At 66.9% G+C, this 19,879-nt stretch carries 18 protein-coding genes and 1 riboswitch; of the genes, 10 read left to right on the top strand and 8 right to left on the bottom strand.

Translation table 11 applies throughout. The annotated features are described in order from the left end of the window. The first annotated feature begins 2 nt into the window (after positions 1 to 2). The gene (gene pntB, locus SAC06_RS10085) at positions 3 to 1,418 is read left to right on the top strand and encodes a Re/Si-specific NAD(P)(+) transhydrogenase subunit beta (RefSeq protein WP_350258163.1); all 1,416 of its coding nucleotides are present in this window, start codon (positions 3 to 5) and stop codon (positions 1,416 to 1,418) included. 108 nt (positions 1,419 to 1,526) lie between these two features. Here pntB and SAC06_RS10080 read toward each other — a convergent pair whose 3' ends face one another. The 3 genes from SAC06_RS10080 to SAC06_RS10070 are packed head-to-tail and all read right to left on the bottom strand — an operon-like array spanning position 1,527 to position 7,388. Further along, a complete protein-coding gene (locus SAC06_RS10080; protein WP_350258162.1) occupies positions 1,527 to 2,042 on the bottom strand; it encodes a SprT-like domain-containing protein in 516 nt (171 codons plus the stop codon). 2 nt (positions 2,043 to 2,044) lie between these two features. Then, a complete protein-coding gene (locus SAC06_RS10075; RefSeq protein ID WP_350258161.1) occupies positions 2,045 to 6,577 on the bottom strand; it encodes a DUF3418 domain-containing protein in 4,533 nt (1,510 codons plus the stop codon). Between the two features lie 40 nt (positions 6,578 to 6,617). Next, positions 6,618 to 7,388, bottom strand: coding sequence for an alpha/beta hydrolase (locus tag SAC06_RS10070; protein WP_350258160.1), 771 nt, complete (start codon positions 7,386 to 7,388; stop codon positions 6,618 to 6,620). Positions 7,389 to 7,522: 134 nt separating this feature from the next. On the opposite strand from SAC06_RS10070, the gene SAC06_RS10065 reads away from it, so the two are divergent. From SAC06_RS10065 to SAC06_RS10035, 7 genes are all read left to right on the top strand, one after another. Continuing rightward, entirely contained in the window at positions 7,523 to 7,918 is a 396-nt protein-coding gene (locus tag SAC06_RS10065; protein ID WP_350258159.1) for a hypothetical protein, read from the top strand. 9 nt (positions 7,919 to 7,927) lie between these two features. Beyond that, positions 7,928 to 8,260, top strand: coding sequence for a YtxH domain-containing protein (locus SAC06_RS10060; RefSeq protein ID WP_350258158.1), 333 nt, complete (start codon positions 7,928 to 7,930; stop codon positions 8,258 to 8,260). Between the two features lie 50 nt (positions 8,261 to 8,310). Beyond that, positions 8,311 to 9,420, top strand: a complete 1,110-nt coding sequence (locus tag SAC06_RS10055; protein WP_350258157.1) for a VIT1/CCC1 family protein — start codon at positions 8,311 to 8,313, stop codon at positions 9,418 to 9,420. A gap of 24 nt (positions 9,421 to 9,444) precedes the next feature. Beyond that, entirely contained in the window at positions 9,445 to 10,218 is a 774-nt protein-coding gene (locus SAC06_RS10050; RefSeq protein WP_350258156.1) for a trimeric intracellular cation channel family protein, read from the top strand. 2 nt (positions 10,219 to 10,220) lie between these two features. Beyond that, positions 10,221 to 10,928 carry an SOS response-associated peptidase gene (locus tag SAC06_RS10045; protein WP_350258155.1) on the top strand — a complete coding sequence of 236 codons (708 nt, stop codon included), beginning with the start codon at positions 10,221 to 10,223 and terminating at the stop codon, positions 10,926 to 10,928. 61 nt (positions 10,929 to 10,989) lie between these two features. Then, positions 10,990 to 11,721, top strand: coding sequence for an HNH endonuclease family protein (locus tag SAC06_RS10040; RefSeq protein WP_350258154.1), 732 nt, complete (start codon positions 10,990 to 10,992; stop codon positions 11,719 to 11,721). Then, positions 11,722 to 12,525, top strand: a complete 804-nt coding sequence (locus SAC06_RS10035) for a sulfite exporter TauE/SafE family protein (protein WP_350258153.1) — start codon at positions 11,722 to 11,724, stop codon at positions 12,523 to 12,525. On the opposite strand, the gene SAC06_RS10030 is transcribed toward SAC06_RS10035, so the two are convergent. The 4 genes from SAC06_RS10030 to SAC06_RS10015 all read right to left on the bottom strand — a co-directional run bounded on the left by SAC06_RS10030 (position 12,522) and on the right by SAC06_RS10015 (position 16,518). Further along, positions 12,522 to 13,046, bottom strand: coding sequence for an AAA family ATPase (locus SAC06_RS10030; RefSeq protein WP_350258152.1), 525 nt, complete (start codon positions 13,044 to 13,046; stop codon positions 12,522 to 12,524). The genes SAC06_RS10035 and SAC06_RS10030 overlap by 4 nt on opposite strands. Beyond that, the gene (locus SAC06_RS10025; protein ID WP_350258151.1) at positions 13,047 to 15,233 is read right to left on the bottom strand and encodes an ATP-binding cassette domain-containing protein; all 2,187 of its coding nucleotides are present in this window, start codon (positions 15,231 to 15,233) and stop codon (positions 13,047 to 13,049) included. It lies immediately after the preceding gene. A 1-nt stretch (position 15,234) separates the two neighbouring features. After that, on the bottom strand, positions 15,235 to 15,837 hold the full coding sequence (locus SAC06_RS10020) for an ECF transporter S component (RefSeq protein ID WP_350258150.1): 603 nt from the start codon (positions 15,835 to 15,837) through the stop codon (positions 15,235 to 15,237). A gap of 34 nt (positions 15,838 to 15,871) precedes the next feature. Further along, positions 15,872 to 15,978, bottom strand: a riboswitch (TPP riboswitch). A gap of 57 nt (positions 15,979 to 16,035) precedes the next feature. Next, entirely contained in the window at positions 16,036 to 16,518 is a 483-nt protein-coding gene (locus SAC06_RS10015; RefSeq protein WP_350258149.1) for a RidA family protein, read from the bottom strand. 191 nt (positions 16,519 to 16,709) lie between these two features. Between SAC06_RS10015 and SAC06_RS10010 the strand changes: the two genes are divergently transcribed. Then, positions 16,710 to 18,314, top strand: coding sequence for a xylulokinase (locus SAC06_RS10010; RefSeq protein WP_350258148.1), 1,605 nt, complete (start codon positions 16,710 to 16,712; stop codon positions 18,312 to 18,314). A 74-nt stretch (positions 18,315 to 18,388) separates the two neighbouring features. Here SAC06_RS10010 and SAC06_RS10005 read toward each other — a convergent pair whose 3' ends face one another. Further along, positions 18,389 to 18,916 (bottom strand): YceI family protein, encoded by a 528-nt coding sequence (locus SAC06_RS10005; protein WP_350258147.1) that lies wholly within the window; start codon positions 18,914 to 18,916, stop codon positions 18,389 to 18,391. A 283-nt stretch (positions 18,917 to 19,199) separates the two neighbouring features. On the opposite strand from SAC06_RS10005, the gene SAC06_RS10000 reads away from it, so the two are divergent. Then, on the top strand, positions 19,200 to 19,724 hold the full coding sequence (locus SAC06_RS10000) for a MarR family winged helix-turn-helix transcriptional regulator (protein WP_350258146.1): 525 nt from the start codon (positions 19,200 to 19,202) through the stop codon (positions 19,722 to 19,724). The last annotated feature ends 155 nt before the right edge of the window (positions 19,725 to 19,879 follow it).

The raw sequence follows: 19,879 nt of genomic DNA, 5'->3' as shown, positions 1-19,879 counted from the left end.
CTATGGACCTGCTCATTCACATTGTCCAACTGGCCTACCTGGCCGCGGCGATCCTGTTCGTCTTTGCCCTCTCGGGCTTGTCCAGCAACAAGAGCGCCCAACGCGGGAACCGGGCCGGCATCACCGGCATGACCATCGCGGTCAGCGCCACCATCGTCCTGGCCTTGGCTTCCGAACCGCCGCGCGGGATCATCGCCACCATCCTGCTGATTGCGGTCGCCATGCTGGCCGGGGCGGGAATTGGCATCTGGAAGGCCCAGCGGGTCGAGATGACCGGCATGCCGGAACTGATTGCTCTGCTGCACTCCTTCGTTGGCTTGGCCGCGGTTCTGGTTGGGTACAACTCGTTCCTGCACCCCGATGCCCTGGCCCAGTCTTTGGGTGGGTTCCACCTCGGTGAGGTGTTCCTAGGCATCTTCATTGGCGCGGTCACCTTCACCGGGTCCGTGGTGGCGTTCCTGAAACTGTCCGGAAAGATCTCGGGTGCCCCGCTGACGCTGCCGCACCGGAACCTGCTGAACCTGCTGCTGATTGTCATCTCGGCCGGCCTGATGGTCTGGTTCATCGCGGTGGGACACTCCGTCGACGCGTGGATCCCGCTCGGGGTCATGACCGCGTTGGCGCTGCTGCTGGGCTGGCACCTGGTGGCGGCCATCGGCGGCGGCGACATGCCGGTCGTCGTCTCCATGCTGAACAGCTACTCGGGGTGGGCGGCAGCCGCCGCCGGCTTCATGCTGAACAACGAGCTGCTGATCATCACCGGTGCCCTGGTTGGCTCTTCGGGTGCCTACCTGTCCTACATCATGTGCCGCGCGATGAACCGGTCGTTCATCTCCGTCATCCTCGGTGGCTTCGGGACGGACACTTCCTCCGCCCCGACCGGGGACGAAGAGGTGGGCGAGTACCGCGAGATTGACGCGGCCGGCACCGCCGAGTTGCTGAAGAACTCGCGGAAGGTGATGATCACCCCCGGATACGGGATGGCGGTCGCCCAGGCGCAGTACCCGGTGGCGGAGCTGACGAAGGCGCTGCGTGAGCGCGGCGTGGACGTCACCTTCGGCATTCACCCGGTGGCAGGTCGTCTGCCCGGCCATATGAATGTGCTGCTGGCTGAGGCGCGCGTCCCCTACGACGTGGTCAAGGAAATGGACGAGGTGAACGACGATTTTGGGGACATCGACACCGTCCTCGTGATCGGCGCCAACGACACCGTGAACCCGGCTGCTGAGGAGCCCGGCTCTCCGATTGCGGGGATGCCCGTCCTGAAGGTGTGGGAGGCAGGCAACGTCATCGTCTTCAAGCGCTCGATGGCCACCGGCTACGCCGGCGTGCAGAACCCGCTGTTCTTCAAGGACAACACCCAAATGCTGTTCGGGGATGCGAAAGCTAGCGTGGAAGCCATTTTGCGCGCGCTGTAAGCAACACCAACTCAGTTGGGGGCGAGGGGAAACCTTCGCCCCCTTTCTGTCTGCCCAGCCAGCGGGTGCGGCCAGTGGGTGTGGTCAGCGGGCCAGTCAGCGGGCCCCTCAGCTGGGTCGACGCCGGCGGATCGCCGTTAGCTCCCGTACGTACTGGCCGCCGGGAACTTTGCGCGCGCCGCGGAACTGCCAGTCAAACACGTAGTCCAGGTCGAACTGGGGGCTGCACCGAGCGCACGAGCGGACCCGCCGCGGGGTTCCGTGCCGGTGCACCTGGAGCCCGCAGCCCGGGCAGGTGCCGACCCAGGACGATTCCAACACCGGTTGAGGCAGGTTCAGGCGGGCCTGCGGCGTGGCCCCCAACTGGCGGGCAAGCTTTTGCCAGGCGGGACCGTGTCCCTGCCGGGGACCCGCCAGGGCGTGGGCAATTTCGTGCAGGATCACGTCGCGAACCTGGTCGGGGCTGAACTTTGGCAGCAGCAGGCGGGATAGAGTGATCTGCCGCCGGGACGGGTAGGTGCACCCCGCCTGAGTTTTGGCCCGGGACAGCGTCAGGTTCCACTGCTGCAGGCCGTGCTGGTCCATTAGTTCTCGGGCCAGGGTGAGGATTTCCTGTTCGGTCACGGCTACCCCTCCCAAATGGCATCCAGCTGTCGACTGATCCGCTGGGGGCTGACCCGCTCAGCGGTGCCCAACTGCTCGGCAAACTGGGAGACCGCCAGCTCTTCCAGCAACCACTTCACCCGGCTGAGGCGGTCGTGAACCTGCAGGTTCAACGGTCGACCGGCTGCCCGGTCGCGAGCGTCCTCCCACCGGGTGCGCAGTTCCAGCAGGTTTGACCACCGCTCCTGGTCGGTCCGCAGGGCAGCTGGGCCGCGGGCGGCCCGGTCGAGTCGGATCGCCAACGCGTCGAGGTACCGGGGGAGGGAGGGAAGGGTGCGCCGATCCGTCTCGGTCAGGAAGTCTGCGCTCAGCAGTCGTTTCAGTTCCCGGCGGACCTGGCGGCGCACCGGCTCGAGAGATTCCTCGGGGTGTCGATCCAATGCCTCTTCCACCCGCCGCTGGGCTTCCAGCGATTTCACCGTCAACTGGAGGAGCCGGTATACCTCTTCTTCAAACCGGTCCCGAGCCCGGCTCACCAGTGCGGCAAAATCTTCCGCTCGCCGAATCGGTTGCGGGGCCAGTTCGGCCCGCAGGGTTCGAGCCGCTGCCAGTTGGGCCGCGGCCACCAGCGCTTCGGTGGAGGGGTAGGGCGAGGCGGCCAGCAGCAGCGCTTCGCGTCCGGACCAGCGGGTGGTGACCCGGGTGAGCGGTAGGCGCAGCTGGCGTTCCAACAGCCGTGCCACCCCGTCCCGGTGGGAGAGCTCCGCCTGCTCGGCGGTGGCGCACAGTCGCAGGCTGACCAGGTCCCGGTCGGGGGCCGCCACCAGCGCCGGGTAGCCGCGCACGGTCAGCCCCTGCGCGTTGGTGGTCTCTACCACCGGCGCAATCGGGGTGGAGGGAAACTCCGTCACCTCTTCCTGCTGCCAGCTGCCGGCGTCTGCAGTGGGCGCGTGGGCCCGACCGGGGCGTTCCTTCCCGGCTTGGCGCACCGCTTGACGGACGGCCTGGTGAATGGCCCGGTCGGCCTGGGGTGCCAGCCGGCGCTGCAGTTCCAGCAGCGAGGACCCGCGGGCCAGCACTTTTCCGTTTCGATCCACCACCTGGAAATGCATCTGCAGGTGGGCGGGCAGGTGCTGGGAGACGTGCTGCTCATCGGCTTCGGTCAGCTCCACGCCGCGCAGATTCGCCACCGCCTGGGCGAAGGCAGGGAAGAATCTCCGGGTCACTTCCGGCGAGGGCGTCGGCGCTGGGGCTTCGGAGGTCGGCTCCGGTACTGGATTGACGGACTGCGGGCTCACCGTCAGCGGACCTTTGGCTTTGCCCGTCTGCTGAGCCCACTGGGCCAGGCGATCCAGGGAAGCGCCGAGCGAGCGGGGATCCTCCGCCTCTTCCGCCGGGGAGACGGCTGCCTCCAGCACGGTTTCCCCGCGGTGGGTGAGGCGTTTGGCCACCTGCTCCCCCACGTCCGGGGCCGGAGCCAACAGGCGCCGCTTCTCCTTGGGCAAAGCTCGGATCGTGCCGGCGCACAGCTGCGACAGGAGGCCGGGAACCAGCCAGTCGAAACCCTCATCTTGCACCTGGGGGAGCTGGGCCAAGGCGATGGTAACGGTGACCCCGTCGGTGTCGGAGCCGGGTTGGAAGTCGTAGCTAAGCGGCAGGCTCAGCTCGCCCTGTTGCCAGTGGTCCGGGAAGCCGTCCTCACCGCCGCGGCTGACGTCGTGGATGACGTCCTCCCACCGGTAGTTCAGCAGGCGGGGCTGATCGGGCCGCGTCTTCTTCCACCAGTTCTCAAAGCTGCGGGCCGAGGTGATCTCCGCCGGCACCCGCTCGTCGAAGAAGCGGAATAGCTCCTCCTCACCGGCTACCTTTCCGGCTTGGCGGGAGCGCTGCTCCACCTCCCGGGCCTCATCCAGCAACTCCTGGTTTTCCCGCTGAAACTTCAGGTAACTGACCCGCCAGTTGCCCTCAACCAGGGCTTCGCGGAGGAACATTTCCCGGGCCAGCTCCCGGGCGGTCAGACCCTCGGCCTCGGGTTTGGGGCCAAAGAACTGGGAGGACCAACCCCCCGAACCGGCCTGCGCGAACAGGCCCTGCGCGATGGCCGCAATGGACCCGGGCTGGGGTGGGGCCAACTGCGGGGCCACGGACGCGCCCAACTGGCGATCCCCCAGTGAGGCCAGCAGCACCGACCGGTCGGCAGCCAGCGTCAGACCGTAAAGGCTGACCCGCTCCTTGATCAGGGCGGCGCCTTTGGCCCGCGACCAGTACGGTTCCGAGTAGGAGCGGGTCAGCAGGTGCTGGGCGGCGTGCTCCACCCATTCAATCTTGATTTGGGCGACGGTGCGGGCAAAGAGGCGGGAGGTTTCCACCAGCTCGGCCGCCATGATCCAGGGCGGGTGCCCACCGGCCAGGCCCGACCCGGGCCAGACGGTGAAACGGGTCGCCCGCGCCCCCAGGTAGGTCCCTTTGGCCTGCTCCCAGGTCCCAATGTTGGACAGGAGTCCCACCAGCAGGGCCCGGTGCAACTGGTCATAGTCGACGGCTCGAACGCCCCGGCCGAACTCCACCACCGCGCTGGCCGGGTCTGCGTACTGGCGGATTTCCCCGCGGTCCGGCTCACCCAACGCCTCGACCTGGATCCCCATTTCGCGGCACATTTGGCGCAGTTGGCCAACCACGTCCCGCCACTCCCGAAAGCGCAGGTAGTGCAAATACTCCCGGTGACAAAGCCGGCGAAACGCACTGCCCGACAGGTCGCGCGCCTGCACGTTCAGGTAGCGCCACAGGTTCAGGTAGGTCATGAAGTCCGAGCGCGAATCGTTGAACCGGGCGTGGGCCTGGTCGGCTGCCGCCTGTGCGTCAAGGGGGCGCTCGCGCACGTCTTGGATGGACAGGGCGGCAATGATGACCAGGACCTCGGACGCGCAGCCGTTCTCCTGGCCCGCCAGCAGCATCCGTCCCAGGCGCGGATCGATGGGGAGGCGCGCGAGCTTTCGCCCAATCGAAGTCAGCTTCCCCGCCTCGGTCAGGGCCCCAAGCTCAACCAGGAGCTGCACCCCGTCCCGAACCGCGCGCGAGCTGGGTGGATCCAGGAAGGGGAACTGGGACACCTCCCCCAACCCCAGCGCGGCCATCTGCAGGATCACCGCGGCCAGGGAGGTCCGCAGGATCTCCGGCTCGGTGTAGCGGGGGCGGGCGGCGTAGTCGCCAGCCGAGTAGAGCCGGATGGCGATCCCATCCTCCAGGCGGCCCGCGCGGCCCGAACGCTGGTTGGCCGAGGCCTGGGAGACCCGCTCGATCGGCAGGCGCTGCACCTTGGTCTTGTTGGAGAAGCGGCTGATGCGGGCCAACCCCGCGTCAACTACATACTTGATCCCGGGAACAGTGAGCGACGTTTCGGCAATATTGGTGGACAGGATAATGCGGCGGCGACTGTGGGGAGCGAAGATCCGATGCTGCTCTGCGGCGGAGAGGCGCGCAAAAAGCGGGACCAGCTCGACTGAAACCGGGGGGCGCCGCTCGCGCAGAAACTCTTCCAGGGCCACCTGGGCTTCCCGGATGTCCCGCTCCCCTGGCAGAAACACCAGGATGTCGCCGGCCGGTTCAGAGAGCAGTTCGTCCACCGCCCCGCAGAGGCCCTGCTCCAGGTCAATAGCCTCACCCAGGCCGTAGCCGAGGGTGGCCAGGTCGTCATCGGGATCCTCCAGCACCAGCTGCGGCGCGCCCGCGCCGGGGGTGTGCGCGGCGGACGGCTCGGCCTCCTCGGTGGGAGTTTGGGTGGGGGTGCCCGACTGGTCCGGCGAGAGCGGCCGGTAGCGGATCTCGACCGGGTAGGTCCGTCCGCTCACCTCAATCACCGGCACGCGGTCCCCGGTGAACTGGCTGAAATGGTCGGCAAACCGGTCCGAGTCGATGGTGGCCGAGGTGATGATCACCTTCAGGTCGGGCCGGCGGGGCAGCAGCCGCGCCAAGTAACCCAAAATGAAGTCGATGTTCAAGGAGCGCTCATGCGCCTCGTCAATGATGAGGGTGTCGTAGCGACGCAGGTCCGGATCCACCTGAATTTCGTTCAGCAGGATGCCGTCGGTCATCAGTTTCACCAGGGTGGTGGGGCCAACCTCATCGGTGAACCGAACCTGATACCCGATGACCTGGCCGGGCTCTCTCCCAACCGTCTGCCCCAACTCGTCGGCAATTCTTTCCGCTACCGAGCGCGCCGCCAGCCGCCGAGGCTGGGTGTGGCCAATCAGCCCGGAGATTCCCCGGCCGAGCTGAAGGCAAATTTTCGGCAGCTGAGTGGTTTTGCCCGAGCCGGTTTCGCCCGCCACAATCACCACCTGGTGCTGGGCAATGGCCGCTGCAATCTGATCCCGGTGAGCGCTTACCGGCAGGTCGGGGAAGGTCACCACCGGGAGGGCGGCGGCCCGCTGCGCTAGTTGCAGCGGGGTAAACGGCCGGGGTCCCCGACCCGAACGGCCGGACCCACGCCGACGCTTACCCTTTGACCCGCCGCCGGTGCGGCCGGGTCCGGGTCCCTGTTCCTGCCTCTGATTCACCGTTCTAACGTATCAGTGACCACGGACAAGTCGCGCACGGCTACGGACGGACCGGCAGGTGCTGGCGTGCCCATTCCTGACACAGTCCAGCCAGGTAGGGGAGTTTTTCTCCCGGACCAAAGTTGGCGTCGCGGACCGCCTCCACCCGGGACCCGTCGGGGAGCCGGGCAAACACGTCCGTGGTCATCTCCAGCAGGCCCGCCTGCTCGTCGTCAATATCGTGCAGCAGCAGCACCGGGTACGACAGGTCATCCACCAGGTCGGCGGCCCGGTTCAGCGACAGGTCCTGCAGGGTCTGCTTGGAAATCTCAAAGTACTGCCGGGAACTGGGGGAGTCGTCCACAATCCGGGTACGACCGGTCTGCTCCAACTCGTCCAACTGGCTGGGAGAGAAGATCTGCTCCCAATCAAACGAGAGCGGCCCCGTGATCACACCGGACAGGATCATGGACTGCACCGCGGCCGGTCGCGCCTTCAGCGGGGCCAGCGTCCCGAAGGAATGCCCGTGGAGGAGCTGGCGGTCAAAGCCCTGATCCGCCAACCAGCCTGAGGCTGCCCGCAGGTCCTCTTCCTGGTGGTCGACCACGATGATGTCGTCGTCAGATTCCCCGTGGCCCGAGTAGTCGAACTTCAGCGTGGCGTAGCCGAGCTTGCGGTAGGCGGCCGCCAACCGTTCGAAGTACTTGCCGGACTCCCGATTGTTGAAAAACGAGTGGGAGAACAGCACGGCGGCATCGGTGGCATCCACGGGGACGACAAAGTTCCCCGCAAGATTCACCCCGCGGGGGGTCACCAGGCTGATTTCACTCACCCGTTAACCGTACCGGTTCGGTTCCGATGGGAACAGGGCCGAAGGGGACAATGGTGGGGGAGTCGACAGTTCTGACCGGACTGGTGGACGGGGGCCGGTCGACAGGATCACGCCAATCAACAATGATTAACCCCATGACAAACAACGGAGCCCTCAGCCTGCCACCCGACGAAGAGATCCTCGGAATCTTCTGGGAGGCTGCCCGCCAAAAACTTGCTTCGGCCTCCTGGGAGGATTTGTTCGGTCCCCGCCTGCGGTCCTCGTTGCGCCCGCCCGCAATGCAGCTGGCCGACGACGCGGAGGAAGCCTCCGACCTGGCCCGCCAGATCCGCGACGCCGGCGCCATGATTGTTCGGAGCCCGGCCGCCGACTTTAGCGAGGACTCCCCCGCGCCGGAAGCCGGGGACCTGACCATTATCTGCGACGGCGGCGGGGTTCCCCTGGTCCTGGTTCGCACCAAGCAGGTGGACCGGGTGGGCGACGAAATCGTTGAGGAACTGGTCAGTCTGTATCCGACGAGCGGGAAGTAAGGGAAAGCCTTGGGAACCAAAGCTGGAATCATCCTGGGATTGGGAATCGGGTTTGTCCTGGGAGCCCGGGCCGGACGCGAAAAATACGAGCAGATCAAAGGGGTCACCCGCCAGTTGCGGACGCTCCCGATCGTGTCGCGCCCCCTCGATGCCGCCGGTGAAAAGGTGGCGGACGTGGTGCGCTCCAAGGGCAACGAAATCTCCGATGCGGTGGCCGATGTCGTCAAAGAGAAGGTGTTCGGCATGCCCACCAACCGACTGGTGATCGATGCAACAGTGGTGGAGCACCCTCGGGAGAACGCGCCTGAATCTCCCGATGTTTCGGCTCCACGAAACAGCTAGTTCGGGACGCTTAATGGACGGCTCCGGCCCCCATCTGTGAGAGTGGGCCCATGTCTGACACCCCGACCCCGTCCCGGCGCCAAATCCGTCGGTGGCGTCGCTACCTGGCGGAAGAGCGCTTAGAAGCGGACACCTACCGGAACCTGGCTCGCCGCCAGCGCAGCCCCCACCGGGAAATCATGCTGGAACTGGCCGCCGCCGAAGGACGCCACGAACAGTACTGGCTGGAACTGCTGGGAGACCAGGCCTACCCGCCGCCGCGGGTGCCCTGGCGCCGGCGGCTGATGTCGTCCCTGGCCAACCGGTTCGGCTCGGTGTTCGTCCTGGCTTTGGCCCAGCGCTCCGAGCAGCGCACCGGCTACGACGACGACCACGACGTCCCCGACCAAATGGCGGCGGATGAGCACATTCACGGCGAGGTGGTCCGCTCCCTGGCCGCGGAGTCGCGCGCCCACATGGCCGGTTCCTTCCGGGCGGCCGTGTTCGGCGCCAACGACGGCCTCATCTCCAACCTGGCCCTGATCCTCGGGGTGGCGGCCACCGGGATGACCCCCTCAATGGTGCTGGCCACGGGGGTGGCCGGGCTGCTGGCCGGAGCCCTGTCGATGGGGGCCGGCGAGTGGATCAGCGTGTCCAGTCAGCGTGAGCTGCTGAGCGCCTCCACCCCCGACGACGATGCCCACCGGTCAGTCCCGGCGCTCGACGTGAACGCGAACGAGCTGGCCCTGCTGTTCCGCGCGCGCGGGGAATCTCCCGAAACCGCCCAGGAACACGCCGAGAGAGTTTTTGCCGCCCTGGGCGAGGCGGGGGATTCCGCCTCGGGCCAGCTCCCCCTCCGCTCCGCCCTGGGTGAGGGGGCCCGTCAGACCAGCACCGAGGCGGTGGGAACCCCGTTCCGCGCGGCCGTGTCCTCGTTTATCTTTTTTGCCCTCGGCGCCCTGCTGCCGCTGATTCCGTTCATGTTCGGGGTCGGCGGGTGGATGCCGATCGTAATCAGCTCCGTCCTGGTGGGGATCACCCTGCTGGGGACCGGCGGCGTGGTCGGCCTACTGTCGGGTGGCACCCCGTGGCGAACGGCGTTGCGTCAGCTAGCGGTGGGCTACGGGGCCGCGGCCGTGACCTTCGCTCTGGGAACTCTGTTCGGGGCTACCATCGGCTAGGCTTTTCCCGGAAGGGAGAAGCGCATGGAAGAGAACGCAGTCTGGGCCGTTTTCCGTGTCGTCGACCTCACCGGCGTGCTCCTGAACGGGGTCCTGGGCGGAAAGCTGGCCCGTCAAAAGCACTTCGATGCCGTTGGCTTCATGATCTTGGCGGTCATGTCTGCCATGGGCGGCGGGATTGTCCGCGACGTCATTTTGCAGCACGGTCCGCCCGTGGCGATCACCGATCCTTTCTACATCGGGACCGCGCTGGTGGGAGCTTCGATTGCTTTCCTCTGGCGCCTCGACAGCCGCGGCTGGCGGATCGCGCTGATCCTGGCCGACGGGCTGGTGCTGGGCAGTTGGGCCGCGACCGGCGCAATGAAAACCCTGTCGATGGGCTTTGGCCTGATGCCCGCCCTGCTGCTGGGGCTCACCACCGCGGTCGGCGGGGGCATGATCCGGGACATCTCCGCCGGCAACGTGCCGACCGTGCTGGGCGGCAACTACCTGTACGCCACCCCCGCGCTGGTTTCGGCCGGCATCATGGTGGCGTTCTTCAACCTGGGTTACCCGATGTGGGGCATGATCGTGGCCACGGTGGTCGGCTCGTCCTTCACCGCGCTGGCTCACTGGCGGCGCTGGCGCCTGCCCGAACACACCGACTGGACCCTCACCCTTTCCTCCGAGCAACTCCGCTACCTGCTGGACCGGAAAGCGGCGGCTCGGAAGCGCACCCGGACCGGCCTGGACGAAAGTTTTGAGGAGACCGGGTTGCCCCGCACGGACGAGGCGCAAACCCGGGACGAGGAGGGGTAGGCATGTGCGGCCGCTTCACCATGTTCGACGAGGACGACGAGTTGGTTGCCCTCTTCGACATCGACGTGATGGAGGGCGAGCACCTGCCCTCCTACAATCAGGCACCCTCGCAGTGGGTGCGGGCGGTGGTGGGCAATCAACCCCGCGTCCTGACCATGCAGCGCTGGGGGCTGGTTCCCCACTGGGCCAAGGCCGGGTTCAAACCCCTGATCAACGCCCGCTCCGAAACCCTGACGGAGAAACCTTCCTTTCGGGTGGCGGCCAGTCGGCGCCGGTGCCTGATCCCCACCAACGGCTACTACGAGTGGATGACCCAGCCGGACGGGCAGAAGCAGCCCTACTTCCTGTCCGCTCCCGTTCCAGCCGAGGCGGATGGAGCCGCCATCCAGCCGGGCCCGGCTGGGTTCCCCACTCCGGTGCTGGCGATGGCGGGCATTTACGAGTTCTCCCGCACCGAGCGGGGGGATGAGCTGGTCACCTGCGCGGTAATCACCCGTTCCGCCCCCGACGAGCTGGGCCGGATCCACGACCGGATGCCCGTGTTCGTGCCGCCGGAACTGCACACCCCGTGGTTGGACCCGGAGTTGCAGGATCGGGATCAGGTGCGCGACCTGGTGGCCGCGATTCCCGTCCTCCCCCTGGCGACCCGTCCGGTCCAGCGAGCGGTCGGCTCGGTCCGAACGCAGGATCCGGGCCTCATCTTCGGCTGAGGCTGTCCACAGGCAGCGCCGGAACTGGACCGAGGTGACTCTGGCGGGGCAACCTGGGGGGATGAAGAAAAGGCGTTTGCTCCTTCCCGGCCTGGTGCTCGGGTTGGTCCTGCTGCTGGTGGCCCTCTGGTGGGGCCGGGGTGGGCTGGACCTGCCGGACGCAGACGGACAACCCGATGGGCGAAGCGCCGCCGAGATTCTGGCGGGGCGGGAGGACACGGCCCTGGCGGAGGCGCTGCTGGCCCTGCCGACCTCGGCCAAGTTGGCCGCCCCCTACGACCGCGACCAGTTTGGGGCCCGGTGGGCCGACGTGGACCGGAACGGGTGCGACACGCGCAACGACATCTTGGCCCGGGACCTGACGGAGGTGCGCTGGCGGGAGGGGACCCACGACTGCGTTGTGGAGCGGGGAACCCTGGCCGACCCCTACACCGGGCAGCAGATCCGGTTCCAGCGGGGAGAGAAGACCTCGCCGGCGGTGCAGATCGACCACGTGGTGGCCCTGGCCAACGCCTGGGAGAGCGGGGCGGACCGGTGGTCGGATGAGCAGCGCGAACAGTTCGCCAACGACCCGCTCAACCTGCTGGCGGTGGACGGGCCGGCGAACCAGCAGAAAGGGGCGGCCTCGGCCGACCGGTGGCTGCCGCCCAACCCGTTCTTTCACTGCGAGTACGCCGCCCGGCAGGTGGCGGTGAAACAGAAGTGGGACCTGGCCGTGACCGAGGCGGAACGCTCTGCCCTGGCTCGGATTCTCGTTAGCTGTGAGGCGCCCGCGGCAAAAGGTCTAGACTAAATGACCGTGACCAATTCCGAACAGCTCTGGGCCCGGCCCAACCGCCGCCAGACGATCCTCCTGATCGTCCTCGGGTTGGGAGCCGGGCTCCTGTCGGGCATGTTCGGGGTTGGCGGTGGGATTATGATTGTCCCCGGGCTGGTTGCGATCGTCGGGTTTGCCCCGCGACTCGCTTCGGGCACGTCTCTGACCACGATTGTCCCGTTGGCCTTGGTGGGGGTGGCCTCCTACGCGGCCCAGGGTGACGTCTCCTGGGAGGCGGCCGGGCTGCTGGCCCTCGGCGGGATTGGGGGCGCTCAAATTGGCACCTGGCTGCTGTCGCGAATCAGTTCGCGCCGACTTCAAATTGTCTTCGCGGGGTTCATTCTTTTCTCCGTCGTGATGATGTTCATCAATGTGCCCTCCCGCGCCGCAGTCCTGGAAATCAACTGGGCCACCGCGGTGGGGCTGCTGGTGGTGGGGATCCTGACCGGGACGCTCTCCGGGCTGCTTGGCGTGGGCGGCGGCATCATCGTCGTCCCCGCGCTGATGCTGATTTTCGGGGCTTCGGACCTGGTGGCCAAGGGCACGTCCCTGCTGATGATGATCCCCTCGGCGCTGGGGGGCACCATCCCCAACATTCGGCGCCGGAACCTGAACTTGCCGGCGGCCCTGATCGTGGGGCTGTCCGCCTCGACCACGACCCTGCTGGGCTCCTACCTGGCGCACCGGATCTCGCCCCAGGTCGCCAACCTGCTGTTCGCCGTCTTCCTGCTTTTCGTCGCGGTCTCAATGCTGCGAAAGGCCCTTCGCACCCCCCGCTAACTGTCAGCGTCCCGGCAATCCACCCGAATATCCGCCAGGGTCCAGGGCCGGTGGCGCTCCCAGTGCTGCTGTTCCTGGCGGTGCCAGCGCTCCCACCACGGCTCGTAGGCGGCTCCGTCACGGGCCAAGCCCCGCTGGTGGGCCACCTCGGCGGGCACGTCGCACCAGAGCCGAAGGTCGGCGAGGGCGGCGGTTCCCGGGGTCAGCGACCCGCACCCCTCGACCACCCACGGGCGGGTGGGATCGACCGGGACCCACTCGGACACGCGCCCTTTCGCCCAGTCCCAGCGGGGAAAAGCCGGCCGATCCGAGGTGAGCAAGTCCTCGGTGAGGGCGGATCCCGCCGCCAGCCCATCCCACCCCGGATACCAGTCGTCCAGGTGCAGGATCAGGTAGCCGAGGGGAGCCAGCTGCTGAGCCAGGGTGGTTTTCCCCGCGCCGGAGGGCCCGTCAATCAGGATCCGCCGGGCGGGAGGCGACAGCTGAGCCACGTGGTCATGCAGGTCCGAGGCAGCCAGCATCTAGATTCCAAACCAGCGGAACGATCCGGCCCAGACGGCGACGCCGAGGGCCAGGGTGGGGATGATGATGGCCACCACCACCATCCACAGGTCGGCCCACCCCACCGGGGAGGTGCGGGCGTTGGACCGGCGGGTGGGGGCCCCAAACCCGCGTGCCTCCATCGTCACCGACAGGGAGGAGGCTCGGCGCAGGGCAAAGGTCAGGAGGGAGAACGAGCCGGTAAAGAACTCCTTCCACTTGGACTGGGGCGCCACCCCGCGCGACCGTCGGGCCCGTCCGAGCGCCTGCCAGTCGGACAGCATGAGGGACATCAGCCGGATCCCGGCCAGGGCCGCCAGCACCGGGCGCGGAGGTAGCTTCGCAACCTGGGTGAGGGCGTCGGCCATCCGGGTCGGCTGGGCGCTGGACAGTAGGACAATGGCGGGGATCCCCAGCGCCAGCACCCGGATTGCAATCGCGAGTGACAGTTCCACCGAGTTCTGCGTGATCGCGGCCGGACCCCACGACCAGTAGACTGTCCCACCCGGGCGTGCGTAGAGCAGCATCGAGATGCCGGCCAGGGGGGCGGCCACCAGCAGCGGCCAGATCCGCCGGAGCAGTTGGCGCGGACCCCAGCCCACCAGGGGCAGCAACCCAGCTACCAAAGCCAGGGCGACCGCGGTGCTGAGCAGGTCCACGCTGAAGAACATCGGCACGGTCATCAGCGCCAAACCGACCAGCCGAAACAGCGGGTTGACCCGGTCCAGGATCCCGGCGCTGGGCGGGGGCGGCTCGACCCGGAGCTCCCGCTGCGGGTGGACCGTGACCACTTCCTGGCCGAGGACCTCCACCAGTTCCTCGTCGTGGGTGATGACGATGACCGAGGTGCCGGCCCGCACCGCGTCTTGCAGGAGGTGGACCAGGGCCAGCCAGGTGTTGCGGTCCTGGCCGAAGGTCGGCTCGTCCAGCAGCAGGATCGGTGGGTGCCCGATCAGCCCGGTCGCCACCGAGAGGCGGCGTTTCTCGCCGCCGGACAGGCTCTGCGGGTGGGCGTCGGCCAGGTCCCGCAGCCGCATTAGCGCCAGGAACTGGTCCACCCGGGCCGCCCGCTCCTCGGAGCTGAGGTCGGAGAACTGCAGCGACAGTTCCAGTTCTTCGCGGACGGTGTGGCGCAGGAACTGGTAGGACGGCTCCTGAAACACCATCTGGACGTGGCCGGCACTCGTGACCGAGCCGGCCAGCGGCGCCAGCAGCCCCGCCAGGGTCAGGGCAAGCGTGGTCTTACCCGCGCCGTTGGCCCCCACCAGGCAGGTGCTGATGCCCGCCCCCAAATCCAGCTGGGCGTGGACCGAGATCGGTTCCCCCGCCTCGTACCCCACCGTTAGATCGGTGGCCTGCAGGCAGGTTCCCGTCCGCTCGCCCACCAGGCGCTGAACCGGTAGTTCCACGCCGGGCACCCAAATGCCCGCGGCCAGGAGCTGGTCGCGGTAGGCGGTCAGGACTTCGCCGGGTTCGCCGTCGGCCAGGATCCCGGTCGGGCTGAGGACAACGATCCGGTCGACCAGGTCCACCCAGGTGGCGACCCGGTGTTCGATGATGATCAGGGTGGTGTCCGAGCCGGTCAGGGCGCTTGCCACGGAGGCGCGGACTTCCCGCACCCCGGCCGGGTCCAGGTTTGAGGTCGGCTCGTCCAGCAGCAGGACCCCCGGCTCCATCGCGAGGGCCGAAGCGAGGGCCAGGCGCTGCTTTTCCCCGCCGGACAGCTGGTGGGTGGGGTGGTCGAGGGGCACGTCCAGCCCCACTTGGGCCAGGGCCTGTTCCACTCGCGGCCAGATCTGTTCCGGGGAAACACCGAGGTTTTCCAGGCCGAAAGCGACCTCGTCCCCCACCTGTTCCATCACGACCTGCGAGTCGGGGTCCTGCTGCACGAGCGCCACCTCACCGCGGACCGGGCCCGAGCTGGTGGGCACCCCGCCCAGGGTAAAGGCGCCGCGCTCCTCCCCGTCCTCACCGGAGAGGAGCCCGGCCATCCCGGCCAGGACCGTGGATTTGCCCGAGCCGGACGCCCCGAGCAGCAGCACGCGCTGACCTGGCGGAATCTGCAGGGTCAGGTCTTCGACCGCCCAGGCTTCCCGGCCGGCGTAGCGCCAGGACCAGCCGTGGGCGGCCAAAGTGAGTGCTTTAGAGAGCGAAACCTCCGTGTTCACGTTAGACGCGCCGCCGCAGTTCCCGCCCGGAGGCGAAGCGGTCCAGGACCCCGGTTTGGGCCAGTGCGCGGGTCAGCACCCAGGCCAACAGCCCCGCCAGGACGATGCCGGACAGGGACGAGGTGGTCCAGTAGGTGAAGAGTCGAATCGGCGCGTAGGCGATGTTGGGGGTGGAGCCGACGAACAGTTCCAGGATCATGGCACCGGTGGCGGCGCCCAGGCCGGACAGGGCGGCCACGCCCGCGCCGAAGCGCCGGTACAGGAACAGGGCGAAAATGAGTTCGGCCCCCAGCCCCTGCGCGATCCCGGAGAAGAGCGTCTCAATTGCCCACTGTGATCCCAGGGCCATCGAGACGGTGGCGGCCACCACCTCGACAAAGAGAGCGGCTCCCGGCTTCCGGATGATTAGCCCGCCAAGCGGACCGCCCAGATACCAGATTCCGTTCACCAGGCCGCCCAGGCCCGCGGTGAACACGTCCAGGCTGGTGAAAGCCAGGTAGCCGATCTGATTCCAAATGATGAAGATGATGCCGGTTGCCACCCCGAGCACCGCTGCTGTTACCAGGTCTACAACGCGCCAGCCAGATTGCTTGGTCATATTCATGTCCTTCCCGAATAGGCGTCGCGTGTACACGGGAAAGAAAACAAGTGTCCGTTCCTCCGCCGGTATTAACCGGATCAGGTTCTACGGTCGAGGGCACCTTACCCTCTCTCAACCCCGCTAGGGGTCCCCGTGGCACGCCCTTAGTGTAGCCCACGGGTCGGGAAGCGGCACCCGGGGTTCAGGGAGGGGCGGACGACCTCAGTTTTGGATTGGACGCAGCTCTGAGCTGGCCAGTTTGAACTCAACCTCCAATTCGACGGTGGCGTCCAGGGGCAGGGCGGCCACCCCGACGGCAGATCGGATGTGGGAAGTGCCAAACAGGACCTGGAACAGCTCCGACGCCCCGTCGACCACCTGCGGTTGCCCGTAGAAATCCGGGGTCGAAGAGACAAATCCTGTCACTTTGATCACACTCTCGATCAGCTCAAGGCCCCCGGCTGCCTCGGCTGCGGCCGCCAGGGCGTTCAGGGCCGCCTGGCGCGCAGCCACCTGGGCTGAGCTGAGCTCGACGTTGGGGGAACCGCAAGCGCCGGTCGACACCAGCACTCCGTCCTGAAATGGCAACTGCCCTGACGTGCGGACTTTTCCGTCGTCGACCAGGGCGGGAATATAGGCGGCCACCGGGGCAGCCACCGGTGGCAGAGTCAGATTCAGCTCGGCTAGGCGTTCACTTGCAGACATTTTTACCTCCGGTTTTAGTTTGGGTCCAAAGTCCCATTTCCAGTGTATGACCGGGATTACCTTCCGGTCCAGATCAGGCTGTTATTAGCGGCCAAATCCCGATAATCTAGGCATGGACACGGTCTTGGCTGACGGCAGTGGAGCACGGCCAAGAAGCGTCAATTAAACCTACCGGGATAAAGGAGCAGTCAATGACGTCGCAGCAGAGCGAGGCGGGTCACGCCGCTATTGCCCAGGGCCGGACCGCCCTCGGGATTGAGTTGGGATCCACCCGGATCAAAGCGGTGCTGATTGACGAGGCGGGGGTGCCTCTGGCCACCGGCGGCTACGGCTGGAACAACACCCTGGTCGACGGCTTGTGGACCTACCCGTGGGACTCCGTCTGGGAGGGGCTGCGCGGCGCCTACGCCGACCTGGTGGCCGACGTCCGCCAGCGCTACGACCTGGAGTTGACCACGGTTGGCTCGCTGGCAATCTCGGCGATGATGCACGGCTACGTGCCGCTGGATGAGGCGGGCGAGCCGGTGGCCGGGTTCCGCACCTGGCGCAACACCAACACGGCGGCGGCCTCGACGGAGCTGAGCGAACTGTTCCAGGTGAACATCCCGCACCGCTGGTCGATCGCCCACCTGTACCAGGCGGTCCTGGACGGGGAGGACCACCTGTCCCGCCTGGCCCACATCACCACCCTGTCCGGGCTGGTGCACCTGCGCCTCAGCGGCCAGTTTGTCCTCGGGGTGGGGGACGCCTCCGGCATGTTCCCGATCGATTCGGAGGCCGGGGACTACGACCGGACCCGGTTGGCCCAGTTTGCCGAGGTGGCCGGGGCTCGCGGGTGGAACTGGGACGTCGATCAGCTGTTGCCGCGAGTGCTGGTGGCCGGGCAGGAAGCCGGGCGCCTGACCGAGGAGGGTGCCGCCCTGCTGGATCCCACCGGGAAGCTTCAGCCCGGGATTGTGATGGCACCGCCGGAGGGGGACGCCGGAACCGGAATGGTGGCGACCAACGCCCTGGCCCCCCGGACCGGGAACGTCTCGGCCGGGACTTCGATCTTCGCCATGGTGGTGCTGGAACGGACGATGGCCGGGTACTTCCCCGAGATTGACCCGGTCACCACCCCGGAGGGGTTGGCGGTGGCCATGGTCCACTCGAACAACGGCACCTCCGAACTGGACCAGTGGGTGGGCGTGTTTGCCGAGTTTGCCCGCAGTGCCGGGCAGGAGCTGGAGCTGGGGCAGGTGTACCAGATCCTCTACCAGCAGGCCTTGACGGGGGCTCCCGACGCCGGCGGATTGCTGGCCTACAACCTCCTGTCCGGGGAGCCGATCGTGAACCTGGAGGAGGGGCGCCCGCTCTACGTCCGCTCGCGGGGGGAGAGCCTGACGCTGGCGAACTTCATCCGGGCGCAGTTGCTGTCCGTCTTTGGCACCTTGCGGTTGGGAATGGAAATCCTGGCCGACCAGGGGGTGGAAGTGGAGTTGCTGCGCGCCCACGGGGGGTTGTTTAAGACGGCCGGGGTGGCCCAGCGACTGATGGCGGGCGCACTGCAGGCCGAGGTGGAGGTGGGTTCCGGGGCGGGTGAGGGCGGCGCTTGGGGGGCCGCTCTGCTGGCTCTCTATCGGGCCCAGGGTGAGGGGAAACTGCTCCGCGACTTTGTCGCCGAACGGATTTTCGCCGACGCCGAAGCCGTTCGGGTGGCGCCGGACCCGGATGATGTGGCCGGGTTTGAGCAGTTCATGGACCGGTACCGTCGAGGGCTGCCGGTGGTGGCGGCCGCGGTCGACTGCGTCGACTAGGACGCTGAGCGGACCGGCTAGGTTAAACGACAATGAGGGGCACCCTGCGGGGTGCCCCTCACCGGTTTTAAGGACTAGTCCTGCTTGACGGCTTCGATCTCCAGGTTGATGGCGATCTTGTCGCTGACCAGCACGCCGCCCGCCTCAAGGGCAGCGTTCCAGGTCAGGCCGAAGGACTTCCGTGAAATGGTGGTGGTGGCCACGAAGGCAATCCGCTGCACGCCGAACGGGTCGGTGGCGGCTCCCTCGAAGGTGGCGGCCAGTTCGACCGGCTGGGTGACGCCGTGAATGGTCAGGTTCCCGAACAGCGTGAACTCTTCCAGGGTTCCCTCCACCTTGGTGGACTCGAAGGTCCAGGTGGGGAACTGCTCGACCTCGAAGAAGTCGGCGCTGCGCAGGTGGTTGTCACGGTCGCTGTTGTTGGTGTCCACCGAAGCGGCCTCGATGGTGCCGTGGGTGGAGGCGCCCTCGATCGAGTTCTCGTTGGGCAGGTCGATTTCGCCTTCGAATACACCGAAGTGGCCGCGGGTCCGGCCGATGCCGGCGTGGCGAACGGTGAATCCGACGGTCGAGTGGGCGGCGTCAACTACGTAGCGGGTCATACAGGCTCCTAAATATTTCAAACTGCAATTATTGACGGTTCAAGTATAAGATGGGGACGTTGGTCCCGCAAGCGAGGGCTTCGCTCGGTCGGTGGGACTGCTCACAGGCTCGCACTCCCTGGACGAGACTGGGAAAAGGGGCGGTTCGCTTGCGGGGCCAACTATTGACGATTCAACTATCTACGGAGGACAATGGTCCTGCTGCGAATGGTTGGCAGTAAAATGTGTGAGACCTCACACGGACAGAGCTTGTGAGCCTGATCGCAGTCGTTGGAGGGAAGAAATGAAAGTGGATCAGCAGAACCGGGCGGCGGTCGACGCGCCGGAACGCCCGAGTTCGGGTGGATGTCCGGCCGCGCTTCCCCGTCCGCTCAACGGCGAAGAGATGGCTGCCTGGGAAGCACTTCGGGGCGTCTCGCTGGGCCTCAGCGACCTATTGTCAGAGGATTTGGCCTCCTATACCGACCTGTCCCTGAGCGAGTACGACGTCCTCATGCGCCTGGCCGATGCGCCCGAGCGTCGAATGCGAATGGCCGCATTGGCCAAGGAAAGTCACCTGTCGCCCTCGCGCCTGTCCCACATGGTTGAGCGCTTTGAGAAGCGGGGTTTGGCCGCGCGCTCAATGTGTCCCAAAGACCGGCGGGGAATTGAATGCGTCCTGACCGATGCCGGGGTGGAACTGCTTAGTTCCAGTGCCGAGCAGCATTTCGCTATGGTGCGCCAGCGGGTCCTCTCCCACTACACCCAAGAGGAACTGGGTCAGTTGAGCGCACTGCTGGACCGGCTGGCTCACCGATCTGAAGAGTAAATGGTGTGCGGCGACTCTATTCCCGCCGCGTGACAACTGGTCTACACTAGAGCATGTAGTTTCAAGTTTCATTGCAGTGCTATGCGGTTCCTCCGGTGGTATGCAACGGACAAGAGTACTGCCCGTTCCCAAAACCGGGAATGGCCACCTATTGC

It is taken from the genome of Scrofimicrobium sp. R131, from assembly GCF_040256745.1.
Lineage (GTDB): Bacteria > Actinomycetota > Actinomycetes > Actinomycetales > Actinomycetaceae > Scrofimicrobium > Scrofimicrobium appendicitidis.
This window is presented reverse-complemented; position numbering and strand designations above follow the sequence as displayed.

Excerpts from the sequence above, each read along its gene's own strand:
- pntB (WP_350258163.1), top strand. The coding sequence starts at position 3 with ATGGACCTGCTCATTCACATTGTCCAACTGGCCTACCTGGCCGCGGCG.
- SAC06_RS10035 (WP_350258153.1), top strand. The coding sequence starts at position 11,722 with ATGACCGTGACCAATTCCGAACAGCTCTGGGCCCGGCCCAACCGCCGC.
- SAC06_RS10010 (WP_350258148.1), top strand. The coding sequence starts at position 16,710 with ATGACGTCGCAGCAGAGCGAGGCGGGTCACGCCGCTATTGCCCAGGGC.
- SAC06_RS10050 (WP_350258156.1), top strand. The coding sequence starts at position 9,445 with ATGGAAGAGAACGCAGTCTGGGCCGTTTTCCGTGTCGTCGACCTCACC.
- SAC06_RS10055 (WP_350258157.1), top strand. The coding sequence starts at position 8,311 with ATGTCTGACACCCCGACCCCGTCCCGGCGCCAAATCCGTCGGTGGCGT.
- SAC06_RS10040 (WP_350258154.1), top strand. The coding sequence starts at position 10,990 with ATGAAGAAAAGGCGTTTGCTCCTTCCCGGCCTGGTGCTCGGGTTGGTC.
- SAC06_RS10065 (WP_350258159.1), top strand. The coding sequence starts at position 7,523 with ATGACAAACAACGGAGCCCTCAGCCTGCCACCCGACGAAGAGATCCTC.
- SAC06_RS10045 (WP_350258155.1), top strand. The coding sequence starts at position 10,221 with ATGTGCGGCCGCTTCACCATGTTCGACGAGGACGACGAGTTGGTTGCC.
- SAC06_RS10000 (WP_350258146.1), top strand. The coding sequence starts at position 19,200 with ATGAAAGTGGATCAGCAGAACCGGGCGGCGGTCGACGCGCCGGAACGC.
- SAC06_RS10030 (WP_350258152.1), bottom strand. The coding sequence starts at position 13,046 with ATGCTGGCTGCCTCGGACCTGCATGACCACGTGGCTCAGCTGTCGCCT.
- SAC06_RS10015 (WP_350258149.1), bottom strand. The coding sequence starts at position 16,518 with ATGTCTGCAAGTGAACGCCTAGCCGAGCTGAATCTGACTCTGCCACCG.
- SAC06_RS10005 (WP_350258147.1), bottom strand. The coding sequence starts at position 18,916 with ATGACCCGCTACGTAGTTGACGCCGCCCACTCGACCGTCGGATTCACC.
- SAC06_RS10020 (WP_350258150.1), bottom strand. The coding sequence starts at position 15,837 with ATGAATATGACCAAGCAATCTGGCTGGCGCGTTGTAGACCTGGTAACA.